Annotated in this window: 13 protein-coding genes; 5 read left to right on the forward strand and 8 right to left on the reverse strand. The window is 41.2% G+C overall.

The features are described from left to right. Positions 1-101: 101 nt before the first annotated feature. Complete coding sequence (locus tag NSMS1_RS17500; protein WP_224086007.1) at positions 102-692, reverse strand: metalloregulator ArsR/SmtB family transcription factor; 591 nt, start codon at positions 690-692, stop codon at positions 102-104. Positions 693-906: 214 nt separating this feature from the next. On the opposite strand from NSMS1_RS17500, the gene NSMS1_RS17505 reads away from it, so the two are divergent. Both NSMS1_RS17505 and NSMS1_RS17510 read left to right on the forward strand, forming a co-directional pair. After that, a complete protein-coding gene (locus NSMS1_RS17505) occupies positions 907-1,080 on the forward strand; it encodes a helix-turn-helix domain-containing protein (protein WP_224086008.1) in 174 nt (57 codons plus the stop codon). A 739-nt stretch (positions 1,081-1,819) separates the two neighbouring features. Further along, positions 1,820-2,542, forward strand: coding sequence for a TerC family protein (locus tag NSMS1_RS17510; protein ID WP_224086009.1), 723 nt, complete (start codon positions 1,820-1,822; stop codon positions 2,540-2,542). 82 nt (positions 2,543-2,624) lie between these two features. Here NSMS1_RS17510 and ndk read toward each other — a convergent pair whose 3' ends face one another. Next, a complete protein-coding gene (ndk, locus tag NSMS1_RS17515; protein WP_224086010.1) occupies positions 2,625-3,074 on the reverse strand; it encodes a nucleoside-diphosphate kinase in 450 nt (149 codons plus the stop codon). Positions 3,075-3,359: 285 nt separating this feature from the next. On the opposite strand from ndk, the gene speA reads away from it, so the two are divergent. Next, complete coding sequence (speA, locus tag NSMS1_RS17520; protein ID WP_224086012.1) at positions 3,360-5,375, forward strand: biosynthetic arginine decarboxylase; 2,016 nt, start codon at positions 3,360-3,362, stop codon at positions 5,373-5,375. A 57-nt stretch (positions 5,376-5,432) separates the two neighbouring features. Here speA and NSMS1_RS17525 read toward each other — a convergent pair whose 3' ends face one another. Together NSMS1_RS17525 and NSMS1_RS17530 are read right to left on the reverse strand one after the other, a co-directional pair. Further along, the gene (locus tag NSMS1_RS17525; RefSeq protein ID WP_224086014.1) at positions 5,433-6,599 is read right to left on the reverse strand and encodes a sugar phosphate nucleotidyltransferase; all 1,167 of its coding nucleotides are present in this window, start codon (positions 6,597-6,599) and stop codon (positions 5,433-5,435) included. A 415-nt stretch (positions 6,600-7,014) separates the two neighbouring features. After that, positions 7,015-7,839, reverse strand: coding sequence for a segregation/condensation protein A (locus NSMS1_RS17530; protein ID WP_224086016.1), 825 nt, complete (start codon positions 7,837-7,839; stop codon positions 7,015-7,017). Between the two features lie 278 nt (positions 7,840-8,117). Between NSMS1_RS17530 and NSMS1_RS17535 the strand changes: the two genes are divergently transcribed. Then, entirely contained in the window at positions 8,118-9,293 is a 1,176-nt protein-coding gene (locus tag NSMS1_RS17535) for a hypothetical protein (RefSeq protein WP_224086017.1), read from the forward strand. A gap of 109 nt (positions 9,294-9,402) precedes the next feature. Continuing rightward, on the forward strand, positions 9,403-10,215 hold the full coding sequence (locus tag NSMS1_RS17540) for a hypothetical protein (protein ID WP_224086019.1): 813 nt from the start codon (positions 9,403-9,405) through the stop codon (positions 10,213-10,215). Between the two features lie 120 nt (positions 10,216-10,335). Here NSMS1_RS17540 and NSMS1_RS17545 read toward each other — a convergent pair whose 3' ends face one another. From NSMS1_RS17545 to NSMS1_RS17560, 4 genes are all read right to left on the reverse strand, one after another. Continuing rightward, positions 10,336-10,791: an SRPBCC family protein gene (locus NSMS1_RS17545; protein ID WP_224086020.1), complete on the reverse strand. Its 456-nt coding sequence runs from the start codon at positions 10,789-10,791 to the stop codon at positions 10,336-10,338. Positions 10,792-10,834: 43 nt separating this feature from the next. After that, a complete protein-coding gene (gene zds, locus NSMS1_RS17550) occupies positions 10,835-12,274 on the reverse strand; it encodes a 9,9'-di-cis-zeta-carotene desaturase (RefSeq protein WP_224086021.1) in 1,440 nt (479 codons plus the stop codon). 297 nt (positions 12,275-12,571) lie between these two features. Next, complete coding sequence (locus tag NSMS1_RS17555) at positions 12,572-12,748, reverse strand: ribbon-helix-helix protein, CopG family (protein ID WP_224086022.1); 177 nt, start codon at positions 12,746-12,748, stop codon at positions 12,572-12,574. Between the two features lie 1,689 nt (positions 12,749-14,437). Further along, positions 14,438-16,078, reverse strand: a complete 1,641-nt coding sequence (locus NSMS1_RS17560; protein WP_224086023.1) for a DUF6930 domain-containing protein — start codon at positions 16,076-16,078, stop codon at positions 14,438-14,440. Positions 16,079-16,098 lie beyond the last annotated feature (20 nt).

A 16,098-nucleotide genomic window follows, 5' to 3' on the forward strand; every position in this document is an offset into this window, starting at 1 on the left:
TAATAAATTAATATGAGTGTCAAAATCCTGTTAAGCTTTGTAGTATTCGCGTGTATCAAGGACTAGAGTCCTTACTACAAAGCTTTTTTCAATGACTAAAGTCACGTTTGCATTAACCGCCAGTAGACTCCATTTTCTCGTTGCATTAACTTATAACTAATCAACTCTCGTCTGAGAGTTGCGTAATCTGGATGGTAAAGATTGATAATGTCATTGACTTCGCGTTCTGAGTAATTAATACCTAACTCAAATTTGCTTACTAACCATTTAAGAATGACTAAGCGCTTCTTGCGGCTGGCTGGAATTTCTTTGATACGTTGGATTCCTTGTGTACTGTTGATATCTATCTCTAGATAGTTCCTTAAGACTTTGCTTTCCCAAGCTTCGATATCTACATCTTCAACTAACGAGGCAATTTTTTCTGGAGAAAGAATTTCCTTGCTGATACTTTGCAACACTTCACTATCTAATTGATATATCCGGCTATTGCCTTCTGGACGCATGGTGACTAAATTTAGCTCTTTGAGTCTGGACAGATGATGGGAAACTGTCGGCTCTTTAAGCTGCATCAGCGCCGCTAATTCTTCGACGCTACACTCTTGATTTGCTAAGATCCCTAAAATTTTCAATCGGCTTTCGTCAGCTAACACTTTGAAAAATTGCAGTAAGGTTTGAAATTGCTCTTGTTTCATAATTTGTTATACTTAATTCGATCGCAATCTAATTAGAAGTGGATCGAATTACTGATGCTGTATTCGTCTGATGCAGCACAAGCTCTGCTTTGGTGATTTTTGAATTAATGTTAATTTTGCGATTTGTTCTGGAGAAAGTTGAGTTTTCTTAAGTTGTTCTTTACATTTTGCTATGTTGAGATTTGTACCAAGGCGAAAAAGAAAGCATCAGGGTATGCTTAGACAAGGTACTTCGCTTGTCCAAGCTGCCAGATTTTTGGGAATGGATCAAAGTTCTCTGTATATGGCTTTGCAAAAAGGGCAAATTCCCACGCACAAAAGCAATGGGCGGACAGTAGTTAGTCAAGGTGCGCTACTAGATTATCGAGCCAGGACAAGAAATTTGTAAGTTTGAAAGGAATGAGTTAGGGCGGGTTTTGCTGAATTTACTAATCAATATCCCGCTCAATGCTCGTTCTCACCTAGTTCAAGCGTAACGGAATGTGAGTATCACGTCCTCCCCATCTTGACGTAGGAGCAGCTAATTATCTTGACTAAGTGCGATCGCGTTCCGCCCACCGTAGGCGATCGCTAATTTAATAGCTAATGCTTATGTGTGTTGCAAAAATAGTTTTAAAGCTGATACCGCTATTCTTTAAATGATGACTTACACTTGGCAGTGCTTAAAGTATTTCTTTAGTTTCCATTTCTAGAAAAACTGAAAATATTACTTTATAAGAAGTTTTTTAAAGATATAAATTGAATGGTAAATCTTTAACTTTTTATCGTGATGTTTATACTTATTTTAACTCAATTATTACTTCAGCACTAAACAATTAAGTATTATTCTGTATTAAAGAAGTCTGTAAAATAAATTATGCCAATTTTTGAACTCAACGCAACAGTTTCTTCTCCTTGCCTCCTGCCTACACGGTGATAGGAGATTTTTTTAGTTGAAAGTTGCTTATCTGCGTTTGAGTGTGAGAAACAAAGAAACCTGGGGTAAGCTAGGCTAACACAGGGGTTGGGTACTCCCAGAAGATACCCTCCACACGTTAAGCTGGATAAAAGTAGCAATTTGTTGCACTTTTTAGATGAAATTAGCTATCCCTGCTAATTTTTAATTTTTACTCCTTGAGAAATCTGGAATGCTAGACCAAATTTTTGATTACCTAAACTTTCATTTCAGCGTGGAAGCCTCTATAGTCCTGCTGATATTAGTACTTCTAGAGGCGGTACTGTCAGCAGATAACGCGATCGCTCTAGCTGCTATTGCCCAAGGACTAGAAGACAAAAACCTGGAACGCCAAGCCCTCAACATTGGTTTAGTCGTGGCTTATGTGCTGCGAATTACCTTACTGTTGACTGCCACTGAGGTACAAAAATTTTGGCAATTTGAGCTTTTGGGTGCTGCCTACTTGCTTTGGTTGGTGTTCCAACACTTTACTTCACAAGAAACAGAAGACGACCATCATCACGGCCCGCGTTTTGCTTCTTTGTGGCAAGCCATACCCGTGATTGCGTTTACTGACTTAGCCTTTTCTTTAGATAGCGTGACAACAGCGATCGCCGTCTCTCAAGAAACTTGGCTAGTGATTACAGGCACAACAATCGGCATCGTCACCCTGCGATTCATGGCAGGATTATTTATTCGCTGGTTAGATGAATTTGAAAACTTAGAAGACGCAGGTTATATAACTGTAGCTTTAGTAGGCTTGCGCCTGTTATTAAAAGTTGTAAATAATGATTTTGTCCCGCCTGAATGGTTAATGATTACGGCGATCGCCATTATTTTCTCCTGGGGCTTTTCTAAGCGTAGTTTCAAAGAATCACCCCAAGTAGAAGTAGAAAAAAGTGAAGTGTCGAAGTGAGGCAGGAGGCAGGAGGCAGGAGTGATATTATCTCCCTCATCTCCCCACACTCCCCACTCCCCACTCCCCACTCCCTAACTAACTATTCGTGCAACCAAGGGGTTAAGTGTGGTTGCCAACTGACTAATTCTGCATCTGTAAACCACAGACTGATTTCTTTTTGTGCGGTTTCTGGTGCATCAGAACCGTGGATGAGGTTGCGGCCGATGTTAATGCCAAAATCGCCCCGAATTGTTCCGGGTTCTGCTGTGAGGGGATTGGTTGCACCAATAATTTTTCTGGCAGAAGCAATTACACCATCACCTTCCCAAACCATCGCTACTACCGGGCCAGAAGTGATAAATTCAACTAGACTGGAAAAGAAAGGTCTTTCTCTGTGGACACCATAATGTTCTTCCGCCAACTCTTTACTGACTTGGAGAAACTTTAAACCCACGAGGGTAAAACCTTTTGTTTCAAAGCGACGTATAATTTCGCCAACGAGTTTACGCTGCACGCCATCGGGCTTAATTGCTAAGAATGTGCGTTCCAAAGCTATCTCCCAAAACTTAATAAAATTTTTATTTGGTCAAGAGTCCATAGTCCACAGTCCATAGTCCACAGAAAATATCCTTTTAACTGTTGACTATTGACCCTTACGGGTTCGCTAGTCGCTCATGGGGAAACCCTCAAGACCACGCTAGCTCACTATTGACTATTGGCTAAAAAACTGACCAATCAAGAGTGTATCTCAGAAATTATCCCTGAGTGCATATCAGTTCTTATACGAATGAGTTAAATTGTTTATTCGTGGGTGAAACACAGAGGTCAGGAAGAAATGGGTGTTGAGTCAACTGCTACATCTGACGAGGTGGTAAAAGTACCAGCTAACGGAAGCAAGTTAGAGGGGAAAAATCATAAGCAGAAGAAACTGCTAGCACCAAGTACGCCAGGAGATGTTTCTCGTACTTGGAAAATTGAAGACAGCGAAGCTTTATACCGAATTGAAGGATGGGGACAGCCTTATTTCTCGATTAATGCGGCTGGTCATATCACTGTGTCTCCCAAGGGCGATCGCGGTGGTTCTTTGGACTTGTTTGAATTGGTCAACGCTTTGAAACAGCGAAATTTGGGGCTACCTTTACTAATTCGCTTTTCTGATATTTTGGAAGACCGGATCGAACGGTTGAATGCTTGTTTTGCTAAAGCGATCGCTCGTTACAATTACCCCGGTGTTTACCGTGGTGTATTTCCTGTCAAATGCAATCAGCAACGGCATTTGATTGAAGACTTGGTGAGATTTGGTAAACCACATCAGTTTGGTTTAGAAGCTGGTTCCAAGCCAGAGTTAATGATTGCCTTGGCTTTATTGGATACCCCTGGATCATTGCTAGTTTGCAACGGCTACAAAGACCGGGAATACGTGGAAACAGCCATGTTATCCCAAAGACTAGGACAAACACCGATAATCGTCTTAGAACAGGTGGAAGAAGTCGATTTGGTGATTGCGGCTAGCCAGCAGTTGGGAATTAAGCCGATTTTGGGTGTAAGAGCGAAATTAAGCACCCAAGGTATGGGACGTTGGGGAACATCCACAGGCGATCGCGCCAAGTTCGGTTTGACGATCCCGGAAATTATTCAAGCAGTTGATAAGTTACGCGATGCTGATTTGCTGGATTCTTTGCAGTTAATGCACTTCCATATAGGTTCGCAAATCTCCGCTATCAATGTGATAAAAGATGCCATCCAAGAAGCTAGCCGGATTTATGTAGAGTTAGCGTCCTTGGGGGCAAATATGAAATACCTCGATGTCGGTGGTGGCTTGGGTGTGGACTATGACGGTTCGCAAACCAACTTCTACGCCTCCAAGAACTACAACATGCAGAACTATGCTAACGACATCGTGGCAGAGTTAAAAGATACCTGTGCGGAGAAACAAATACCCGTACCTACACTGATTAGTGAAAGTGGACGGGCGATCGCTTCCCATCAGTCGGTACTCATTTTCGATGTTCTCAGTACCAGCGATGTCCCCCGCGATAACCCAGAACCACCAAAAGAAGGTGAATCTCCAGTAATTAATTACCTCTGGGAAACCTATCAATCTATCAACAAAGAAAATTATCAAGAGTTCTACCACGACGCGACCCAATTTAAGGAAGAAGCTATTAGCCGCTTCAACTTAGGGATTCTGCGTTTGAGAGAACGGGCGAAGGCTGAACGCCTCTACTGGGCTTGTTGTCAAAAGATTTTAGACATCATTCGTCAGCACGATTACGTACCCGATGAGTTGGAAGACCTTGAGAAAATCATGGCTTCCATTTACTACATCAATCTTTCCGTGTTTCAATCAGCACCAGATTGTTGGGCAATTGATCAACTATTCCCCATTATGCCCATCCACCGCTTAGATGAAGAACCAACCGAGAGAGCCATTCTAGCAGACCTCACCTGTGATAGTGACGGTAAAATTGACCGCTTTATTGATCTACGTGATGTCAAATCTGTGCTGGAACTGCACCCCTTCCAAGCAGGAGAACCTTATTATCTGGGAATGTTCCTCAATGGTGCTTACCAGGAAATTATGGGGAACTTGCACAACTTGTTTGGCGATACTAACGCCGTCCACATCCAGTTAACACCTAAAGGCTACCAAATCGAACACGTAGTCAAAGGTGATACCATGAGTGAAGTTGTTGGCTACGTGCAGTACGACTCTGAGGATATGGTAGAAAATATCCGCCAACGCTGTGAACGGGCTTTAGAAGAGAAGCGGATCACTTTGGCTGAATCTCAACGCTTGCTCCAAACCTACGAACAAAGTCTCAGAAGATACACATACTTGAATAGTTAGGAGTTATTAGTCCACAGTCTATTGACTATGGACTAATGACTATTGACTATTGACTAACTAACCATTAGTTCCCAACAATTCGGCGATCGCTTGCCGTTCTGCTGGAGTATGTTGTGGGGGTGTTTGCCGTGCGTCGGTAATTAACCAATCAAGGGATGCAGCTTGCACGTCAATGGAAGCCCCGGTTTTATCGACGCAGTAACGCCCGAACACAAGTTTATCTACTAGCCTGACTCCAGGGCCTAAGCGTGACCATTCAAAGATGACGCTGTTATCTACAGTAGCGCCACTGCATATCCAGCAGTTAGGGCCAATCATTGCTGGGCCGATAATTTTCGCTCCATCTTCGATGCGAGTCATACCACCGATGTAAACTGGCCCTGTGATATCCACTTTGTCCCAGTTCACTGCTACATTCAAGCCAGTGTAAATGCCAGGGGCAACCTCATGACCAGGGATCTGCACATTCTTAATTTCCCCTTGTAATACGCCACGAATCGCTCGCCAGTAGTCAGGAACTTTACCGATATCTACCCATTCAAAATCCATTGGAATAGCGTAGAAAGGCGCACCAATTTCTACTAGTTTGGGGAATAGTTGGCTACCGATGTCATATTCCACACCAGAAGGAATGTAGTTAAATACCTCTGGCTCGAAAATGTAAATACCTGTGTTGATATTGGTGCTAAGTGCTTCCTCTACCGATGGTTTTTCTTGGAAGGCTTTCACCCGGCTATGTTCATCGGTGACGACAACACCGTAACTAGAAACTTCTTCTTTGGGAACAGTTTTTGTAATGATAGTAGCGATCGACCCCTTCGATTTATGCCACTTTACTGCCGCAGTCAAATCCAAGTCAATTAAAGCGTCGCCGCACAGTACCACAAAGGTATCATCGAAAAATGGAGAAAAATCTTGGATGCGTCGCATCCCACCAGCAGAACCTATAGCTTCCCCTACCAACTTACCTTCATCATCGATTTTGCCTTCAAAAGAATAGGCAATCTGGACACCAAACCGTTGACCATCACGAAAATAGTTTTCAATTTCCTCAGCCAAATGGCTCACATTGACCATAATTTGGTCAAAACCATGCTGCCGTAAAAGTTCTAATAAAAATTCCATCACTGGCTTTTGCAGGATTGGAATCATCGGTTTGGGAATCGTGTAGGTAATCGGACGAACGCGAGTACCCTTACCTGCTGCGAGAATCATCGCTTTCATAGTATTTATTCCTCAACCACAAGCCAGTTTACTTTCATCGTGTGATACTTAATCATCAGTTTTTTTGGTCTGTTATAAGTAACCGCTAACAACAGGGATAACAGGAATCTATGGTTTATTGCAACCACAGATATGGTTATTTCTCCAGAGAATAAGGGACAGGTGACAGGTGAGCGGGGGTAATTGAAAGCGTATTCATACTTGACTGGATATATACCAGTTCTAGGCGTTAATGGGTGTTTAGTCCCAAAGAGCATGAGGAAATTGCAAGCACTATCCCCTATTTCTTATTCCCTATTCCCTCCATTGATGACAAGCAATCAGTTATCTTTATTAATTTAATCGGATTTTTGGTTTCCCTGATGCAACAGTCTGTAAATTTACTTAAGCTTATATATTACTGTTCTAAACGACTTTAGTTCATCGGCTGTTCTAATGATTGGTATGTGTTGGCTGAGTCTGTAATTAGACGGATTTTCACTTCTTGATAAAATTCCTCTTGAGATAGTTCCACTTTAGATTGTGCCGATAACAGCAATAAAGCCCAAAAAACACTGACTAGATGGCTATTTACTGATTCATGAGTTGATAATTCCTGTTGTTGCTTTGTCTGAGACCACAATTCTATAAGTTGTTCTAAGTTTAAGTAATTTTGTTCTAAGAGTAATTGTTCGGCTGAACAACGCAATACTTGCTCCAATTCCCCCGCTACTTCTGTTAAATTTTCTTGGTGCGCTAACTCTAGCGCCTCTCGCATCGCTTTGACAGTGGGCTGGCGCTTGGGACGTTCCGGTTTGCTAACTTTTTGTACCAGTTTGAGCTGATTCGCCATAATTTGCAACTGCGCGATTAGCTCTTGCAAGGTTACACGGCGTTTCGGTGGTGGCATGGCGGCAGTCCGCCTACGCAAAACTCGCTCTAAAGGTAGACGGTGAGTTTGATGGAAAATACCATCTCCATTCTCGATTAATAGCTCATCTTCAATATCTGCTAAATCTTCTGCTGTGGACAACTGCATCAAGGTATTAGCTTTGAATAAAACTAGCATAGAGGCTGATAAAAAAGCTTGCCCAGATTGGGACAAGTCTGATTCGTAGCCTCTAGCAGTTGTCTTTGGTGTCATTAGTTCTAAATAACGGTCAATCACCTCAATAACCTTGACATCCCAAGGATCTATGTCTCCTTGTTCTGCTTGCTCAATTAGAAGTGTAATTGTCTCTAATAGCTCGGAAGCATCCATGCTGTGGGGATTGGGGAGTAGGGAGTGGGGAGTGGGGAGTGGGGGGAGAAGAGGAAGATGAGGGAGAAAGGGGAACAGGGGAGAAAAACAATTAACAACTGTCAACTGTCAACTGTCAACTGTCAACTGCTTACTCAGCACTCAAATTTTCTCCGCCTACAGAATGGTGTATATAATAACCAATTTTTTATCAAAAGAAGGATGAATTTTAACTATTAAAGCTTTGGAATGAATATACATTGTTGAGCTTTAATTACCAAGGATAGGAATTTCCTCACATGAGTCTACTATCTATTGATGAGTTAAAAAATTTAATTGAGAATTGTCAAACACCATGTGTATCTCTTTATATGCCTATGCAGAAAGCAGGGCCGGAGATTCGCCAAAACCCCATTCGCTTTAAAAATTTAGTGCGTGAGGCTGAACAACGTTTACAGGCATTAGAAATTCCTGCTAACGAAATTGAAAATTTACTACAACCAGTCAAAGAATTAGATGAAGCTGAGTTTTGGGAAAATCAAGACCACGGTTTAGCAATTTTTATTGCGCCGCAAGTATTCCGTTACTACAGTCTGCCGATAGAGTGTCAAGAATTGGTAGTTGTAAGTAATCAATTCCATTTCAAGCCGTTGCTGCATTTAATTAATAGTGATGGTAAGTTTTATATTCTCGCTCTAGGTCAAAAGGATCTGAAGTTTTTTGAGGGGACGCGCGGTGGAATCACTGAGGTAGAAGTAGAAAATATGCCTAAGAGTGTTGATGAGGTTCTCCAGTACGACGAAACTGGCAAAGAGGGGCAATTCCGCATTGCTACATCTAAGGGTAGTAACAATAATCCTTTTACGCGATCGCAGCCTGGAGCATTCCACGGTCAAGGTAGTCCCGACCGAGATCAACACCAAGAAGCTATCTTACAATTTTTCCACGCTGTGGATACAGCCTTACACGAAAAACTGCGGGATCAAAAAGCACCTTTAATTTTGGCTGGTGTGGATTATCTCCACCCCATTTATCGAGAAGCTAACAAGTATCCTCATCTTTTGGAACAGGCTATTACTAAAAGACCCGAACTTTTCCAAGCAGATGAGTTACATAGCGAAGCTTGGGAAATTGTCGAACCTTTGTTCCATCAGTCAGAACAGGAAGCGATTGAACTTTTCCAACAACTGGCCGGAGAGGAAACTGGTACAGCTTCTAGCGATATTAAAGAAATCGTTTCCGCCGCTTATTACCAAAGGGTTGACTCGTTAATCGTCCCAGTAGGGCAGCAAATCTGGGGTACATTTGACCCGGATACAATGGCTGTAGACCTGCATCCAGAGCCACAACCGGAAGACGGAGATGTTTTGGACTTTGCAGCAATTCATACGCTATTAAACGGTGGTACTGTTTACGCTGTTGAACCAGAGCAAATGCCTGATGGTAAACCAGTTGCGGCGATTTTCCGATATTAATCGGCTTTGGGGTGTTGTATAAAAGAAGGCAGTGAACAATTGACGATTGACAGTTGACAGTTGTCAAGTTATTTGGCATTTTCACTGTCGCTCATGTACAACACCATTTATGAAAACTTTTCGTACTTTTATTAATCAATTTTTAGTTGGTTTAGTTGTTGTTAGTGCTGCATCTGTAATATGTCAACCAGTTAAGGCTGAGTTATTTACTGGGCAATCAGGTAATGTTAAGGCAGAAATAACTTTTGACAAACCGCAGGAGTATCAGTATAAGAATGTGCGGTTGCGAATTGTACGAGCAGGGAAGACGGTTTTAGATAAAACTTTGCCCCAAGAAAGCGAGTACGATAGACCAATTGGTGGGTTATTCTCAGAAAAGATACCTGTGATGGATTTGGATGGTGATAAGGAACCTGAAATAATCGCCGATTTCTTTACAGGTGGGGCGCATTGTTGTACTTATTCTTTAATTTACCGCTACGATCGCATCTCTGGACAATACAAACAAATTCGCCACGATTGGGGTAATGGAGCCTACAAGCTGGAAGATTTGAATCGAGATCGTATACCAGAATTTAATAGTCGTGATGATCGCTTTGCAGCTGCTTTTACAGCTTATGCTGCTTCTGCCTATCCCCTACAAATTTGGCAGTACCGCCAAGGCAAGATGACTGATGTTACCCGTCGTTATCCTAAATTAATTGCTAATCACGCCTCACAGCTATGGAAAGACTACAACGATATCAAGCGTCAAGGTGATGATGGCAAGGGCTTTTTAGCTGCATATCTGGCTGATCAGTATTTGCTTGGGCAAGGACAGGAAGGATGGCGGCGAGTACAACAAGCTTATACTAAGAGAGATCGCTCTCAATATTTCGTGGAATTACGTAAGTTCTTACGTGAAGCTGGATACTATAGGTAATTGATAATTATTCTCTTCTTGTTAGATCAGTACCGATAAAAGGCTCACGCAAAGGCGCAAAGAAGGAAAAAAATTTATAGCGTTTCCTAGTAGGGTGGGCAATGCCCACCCTACTCACCATCAGGTGTTAACGGATGACTGATGGAGATTTAGCGCATATTGTCTAAATCTTTCTAAATCAGCTTGAATTGTCGATTCAACTGCCCGCCCCAAAAACAAGCTATCCATGATTTTGCCTAAAAAGCCGGGGATAGCATAGGAAATAGTCATCTTAACGATACTATGACCGTGGCGATCGTAAAAGCGGATAGCGCCTTGATTGGGTAAACCATCAATTGATTCCCACTGAATGATTTGATTGGGGATCACTTTGGTAATGCGGGATTTCCAAGTAAATTCCAGTCCACCAGTATTTAGTTTCCAAAACGATAAATCAGGATTTTCTGGTGGTACTTTTACGGAATCAATCCACTTCATCCATTTGGGCATTTGTTCCAAGTCAGCCCATAGCCCCCAGACTAATTCTATGGGGGCTTCTACTTCTACCTGTACGCTATGTTCTAGCCAGTTAGACATTCTATTTTGGATTTGAGATGTGATTAGATTAGCAGCTATAACTCTATTTTTTAATATCCTCTAGGATGGCTTTTGCTGCCTGCCTACCAGACAGTGTTGCCCCTTCCATGCTGTCGATGTAGTCTTGCTGCGTATAACTACCTGCGAGGAAGAAATTAGCTATAGGCGTTTTTTGGTTAGGACGATAAACATCCATACCTGGGGCTTCTCTGTAGAGAGATTGCGCTAGTTTGACTACATTGAACCAAGTCATGTTTAGTTCCCGTGATAAGGGGAATAGTTCATGGACTTGTTTGAGGACGTGTTGGGCGATCGCTTCGTTACTTTGCTTAATAAATGGATCACCCGGTGTTAGCACCAGTTGTAATAATGAGCCTTGACCTTGGCGATAATAATCACTGGGGCTAGTCAAAGCCAAGTCAGCAAAACAGGAGAAATCAGCGTCTGCGGTATACAACAAATTATCTAGCCCGGTTGCTTGTTTTAGCTGCTGGCGTTTCTCCTCGTCTTGCAGTTCTGTCACCCAGCCATCAAACCTCATCTGCACAGTAGCGACTGGTACTGCATCTAACTTGTAAATATTATCAAATTCTGACCATTTTCGCCATTCTTGGGGCAAAACTCGCTGTATTCCGGGAATGTCGCAAGCACACACATAAGCATCGGCGGTAATTTCTTCTATCTCATCACCTTGAGCAACTACTATGCTAGTAACGCGAGTTTGTCCTTCAATTTCCGCATACTTAATTTCCCGTACTTGCCGACGAGTATAAACTTTTGTTCCCCTAGCTTCTAAATATTTGAGGATGGGTTTGTGTAGGTATTCATCTGGTGAACCCTCCAACATCCGCAGTACCGAAGCTTCGCTTTTGATTGCGAAGAACTGAAAGATAGTCAGCATACAACGGGCAGAAATGTTTTCACAGTCAATAAATCCCAAAGCGTAGGCTATGGGGTTCCACATCCGCTTGATACTACCGTTACTACCACCATGACTGCGAAACCAATCAGCAAAGCTAACTTTATCAAGGTTGCGGATGGTTCTCATTGCGCCGTCAAAGTCTACTAAGCCTCGGACTATGGGGCTTGTACCTAAAGCGATCGCATTTTGCAGTTTATCTTGGAGTGAGAGTTGAGATGTAGTAAAAAACGCCTTTAAGCCATTAAAGGGCGCACCTGTAAAGAAGCGGAAATCTAAAGCACCCAGATTTCCCCCTTTATTTACAAAGGTGTGGGTATGTTCTTTGAGACGTAAATGAGAAAATGCCCCCACCTTATTCATCAGATCAAACAGTTGGTAGTAGCACCCAAAAAAGACATGCAAACCCATCTCAACATGGTTGCCATCTCCATCGATCCAACTGCCAACCTTACCACCGACAAATGGACGGGACTCAAAAATTTGGACTTCACAGCCAGCATCAGCTAAATCTATAGCGGTTGCTAGCCCAGCCAATCCCGCACCTACGATTGCAACGCGCATTCCGTCCTTCCTTATTCACCTGCTTTACAAATTGTAACTGGGTTGGTGTCGGAATTTGCTACTTATATAAATTCAAGCAGTATGTTGTAGGGCAACATAAGTTATGCCCCTGATGATCAATATGCTTTAATTAATCTTTTTAATTTTTGTTACCGAATACACTTAACTCCACGCGCGTGTATTCTAGTCAACTAACTTTCGTTAGTTAAAACAGATTAAAAAAAAGCATTGTGGGTATCCGTCGAGTGTTCTTATAGATGTAGATGTAAAAGTGAATAAAAAGTCTGAAAACACCCCCTAACTATTTATTTCTTTGTTGTCATCTGTTATGGGTAAACTTCTAATGAGTTCCCTAATTACATCAGTTGCTGGTCTACCTGTCTGTTGACAATATTTTTCCAGTTTTTCTGCTTCCTGTGCTGCTAAGTTAACAGTTATGCGTTTAACGGCCCATTTTTTATTAGTCATTATCATGCTATTTGCTGTGTATTGACACCATCAAAAACAACTTAATCAAAGATGAAGACGATAAGATTATCAGAATTTGTGACACGAAACAAGCGATATCGTTAATACCAAAAATGCTAGGTTTGGCAAATTATTCATCGTTTTTCCAGAAAACATAATAAATTAATTACTCCTGGTCGAAGAATAATAGGTAAGGTCACTATTCCAGAGAATAACCTTAGCAATAGGAACCTAAAGTTTAGCAATTATTTTGTATAGATGAGTCTAACTTATTTAATGTTCACTCCGTGAAATTTTCCTACAGTTGAATTATCAAAAGTACGTGACATCTTAGTCAGCCTAATATCATCTACAACCTGGATAGATCATCTTCCATAAGAATCACATTTAACTAGCTATCATCAAGCGATCGCTCTTATGGGTATGCTATTAAGACGGTAAACTCCTAAAAGCCCCAAACATCTGCGTTCATTACCTGACTTACTCACCTCAAAGATATCTTTTTGCTGTAATAGCTAAGACATCCAGCACTTACAGCAAATAACTTTCCAGAATCAGTTCGAGTTAGTTGCTCAAACAGTCCAAGCAGCAACTTTGGAGTTAAGTTTCTCAGTTTTATCGTTAATTTTGTAAGAAGTTAACTACTGTAAACTTGAGAAAATCGCCATGATAATTACTTATCGTCTAAGTAATAATGATGCAGCTAAATTGGTTTTGTTCCTGTAGTTAATCCGATCATCTCTGCGTATTTCATCAATTACTGATTGTGAATTGATTGACTTTGTAGTTGACAACAGAACAGCACACTAAATTTTAAATTATCTATTCAAGTTATTTGGATTCTGGAAATTGTAGTTTAGTGGTTGATGATTAGCTGTATTAATTCAACTCACTATTTTTCACTCTATCAAAGATGAACCATTTCTTTTTTTAATGGTAATCATTAATTGAATTAGAGTAGAATTTAATTACTGTTATGAATTAGATGTTTATTTACATCAATCCAGCACAAATAACTTTAGTTCCTTAACTTTAGCACCCATAACCTAAATAAGTAGTAACCTTGTCTTTCAACAATTTATTTATTGTTGTATCGCTATTATATCGGTGTTTTTATGGATTGCATTCATCTTTATCAAAAGTACAATTTATAGTTATTTATCTTTGTAAGAAAAGTATAAAGTTAATTTCATTATTACTGAATTTTTGATTAACTGTATTGACAAAGAATCAAGCATATAAAATAAAAATTTTTCAGTTGTATTCTGGATACAGTTAATTAATATCGATTTCTCAAAAATTTGAGCTATTTATCTTCAGAGTTAGCTCTTACACAAAATTAATTTACCCAGATAGTAAATAAAAATAACAGCAATACATTCTTTGTATAAAAAATTAATACAAGGATAATCTCTGGCTGAAAATTAGGAAGTAAAGGTTGGGATTAGAGCCTAGAGAAGATATTTACATTAATTAATAGTATATTTTGTTACCTTGAAATAGGCAAAAAATGAGTTTTCCTAGTGAAATTATGGGCTAGAGAGATTATTGATAATGCCGTCTATACACTACTTAGTGAAGAACCTTGAAAGTGATACGGATTTGCAGCCAAAGAAGGTAACTTGGGCTGAGAGTAAGAAGTATTATGTTTGATCGCAACTTAGTATGAGTAAATGTTGGTATTGACCGCAGATGTCATTCCAATTGAAACTGGGGCATGAGTTGCAGGGTTCCTAGACCTAAATCCTTGGGTGAGAGCGATCGCGCTTCAAATAAAGCCATCATGTCTCGCAGTTGAGGATTACCACGGGAAGCGCCTGTTAAGCCTTTGGCAATAATTAATCCACAGAAGCCTTTGGTATTTTTACAGCGTTGATTCCACTTGCGTCTGGCTTCTACGTGGACTGGATCATCATCTAAAAATTCGCCAAAAAGGAACAATTCTCCATTTTGAGTTTGCAATAAACCCAAGTCATAGCGATCGCCATCAAAGGGATCAGCACCCGGATTAAAACAGATAGCTTTCAGTCCCCCAGCTGCTTCGATATTTTCAATGACAGTCTTGGCTTTGGGGCGGGAGGTTTGGATTAAAATTACAGGTAGACCATCACCCACTTGTTTATATTCACCCAGTGGATGGTATTTCACTCCTTGGCGCAAATACTCCAACATTTCCCAAGACACTACACCTAAACTGAGAAAAGAGTCCTCTGGGATCAAGTCATCCCGTAAAGAACGAGACTCTAAAGAGGCAAATTCCTCAAAATCTTCCTCATCTATGAATACATCTGCCATTTCTTCCAACTCTGCGGCGAGTTGTGGCATGGTAGAAACAGTTACGGATACAGCTTTAGTCACTTCATCGGATGCAGGTAGAGAAATGCGATAGCGACGACTTAGGCTAGGGAACTCCCGATTTGACAATTGGCGGCGATGGTCACGAATGAAGCGAGAGAGGCCTTCCAAAGCCAAAAAGACCACAGCCGCTTCCTCATCGTACAGGACAGAACGTAATCCTTCTAAGGGATGGATGTTGCCAAAGGTAGGAGTAAGGTCTGATAATGCCAAATTACTTAATTCTTCAACCTCATCCTCATCATCATTTTCATCCTCACGCTCAAAAGTGAGAAACAAGCAATCTTGTTTAAGAAAAGCCTCCTCTAAATGTCCGTGGGATTCTTCATGATTTAAAACTTCTGCACGAAAGCGTTTGAGAGAATCTTCTGAGCGATAAAACAAAATGCCATACTCCATTCCCAGCATTCCCATAACTGAGGCGTAGAGTGTGCCTACATCCCATTTATTAATCTCTATAGATATAATTTGCTGTTCTTCTAAAAATTCCCAAGGCGCTGCTTGCCACATAGCATACGCTTTTTCATGTAAGGCTTTGGCATACTGGGGAGGAATATCAGGAACCTGACCATCAATAATTTCCGTAAATCCGCGAAACAGTTCATCAATGAGCGGCAGTTCTGGTGCATAATCTATGGCAATATCCAAATCTTGGAGTACGCCACGCAGATAAAATTGGATTTCTCGATCGCGCACCACAATTCTTTGTGGTCGCGCGGGTTTAGCGGGACTGTGGGGATGTTCCATTGCACGCATTAAAGTGCGAACTATCGCTTCCGGCCCAGTCTCTTCTGAGATCACATCCATTCCCCGGACAATGCCTTGTGAACCGTCCACCCACAAAATACAATCACCCTTAGATTCTGAGTGAACATTTGGGGTATGCGGTGATGACAACGGACGGCGATCGCCCTCCCATACAGAAGGAATTTGGGTTAACTTCTTCAACCGACGACTGGTAGAGCGATTAAAACTTGTCATAGAAATGGGTTAATCAGAAA

The sequence above is a fragment of the Nostoc sp. MS1 genome (genome assembly GCF_019976755.1).
Lineage (GTDB): Bacteria > Cyanobacteriota > Cyanobacteriia > Cyanobacteriales > Nostocaceae > Trichormus.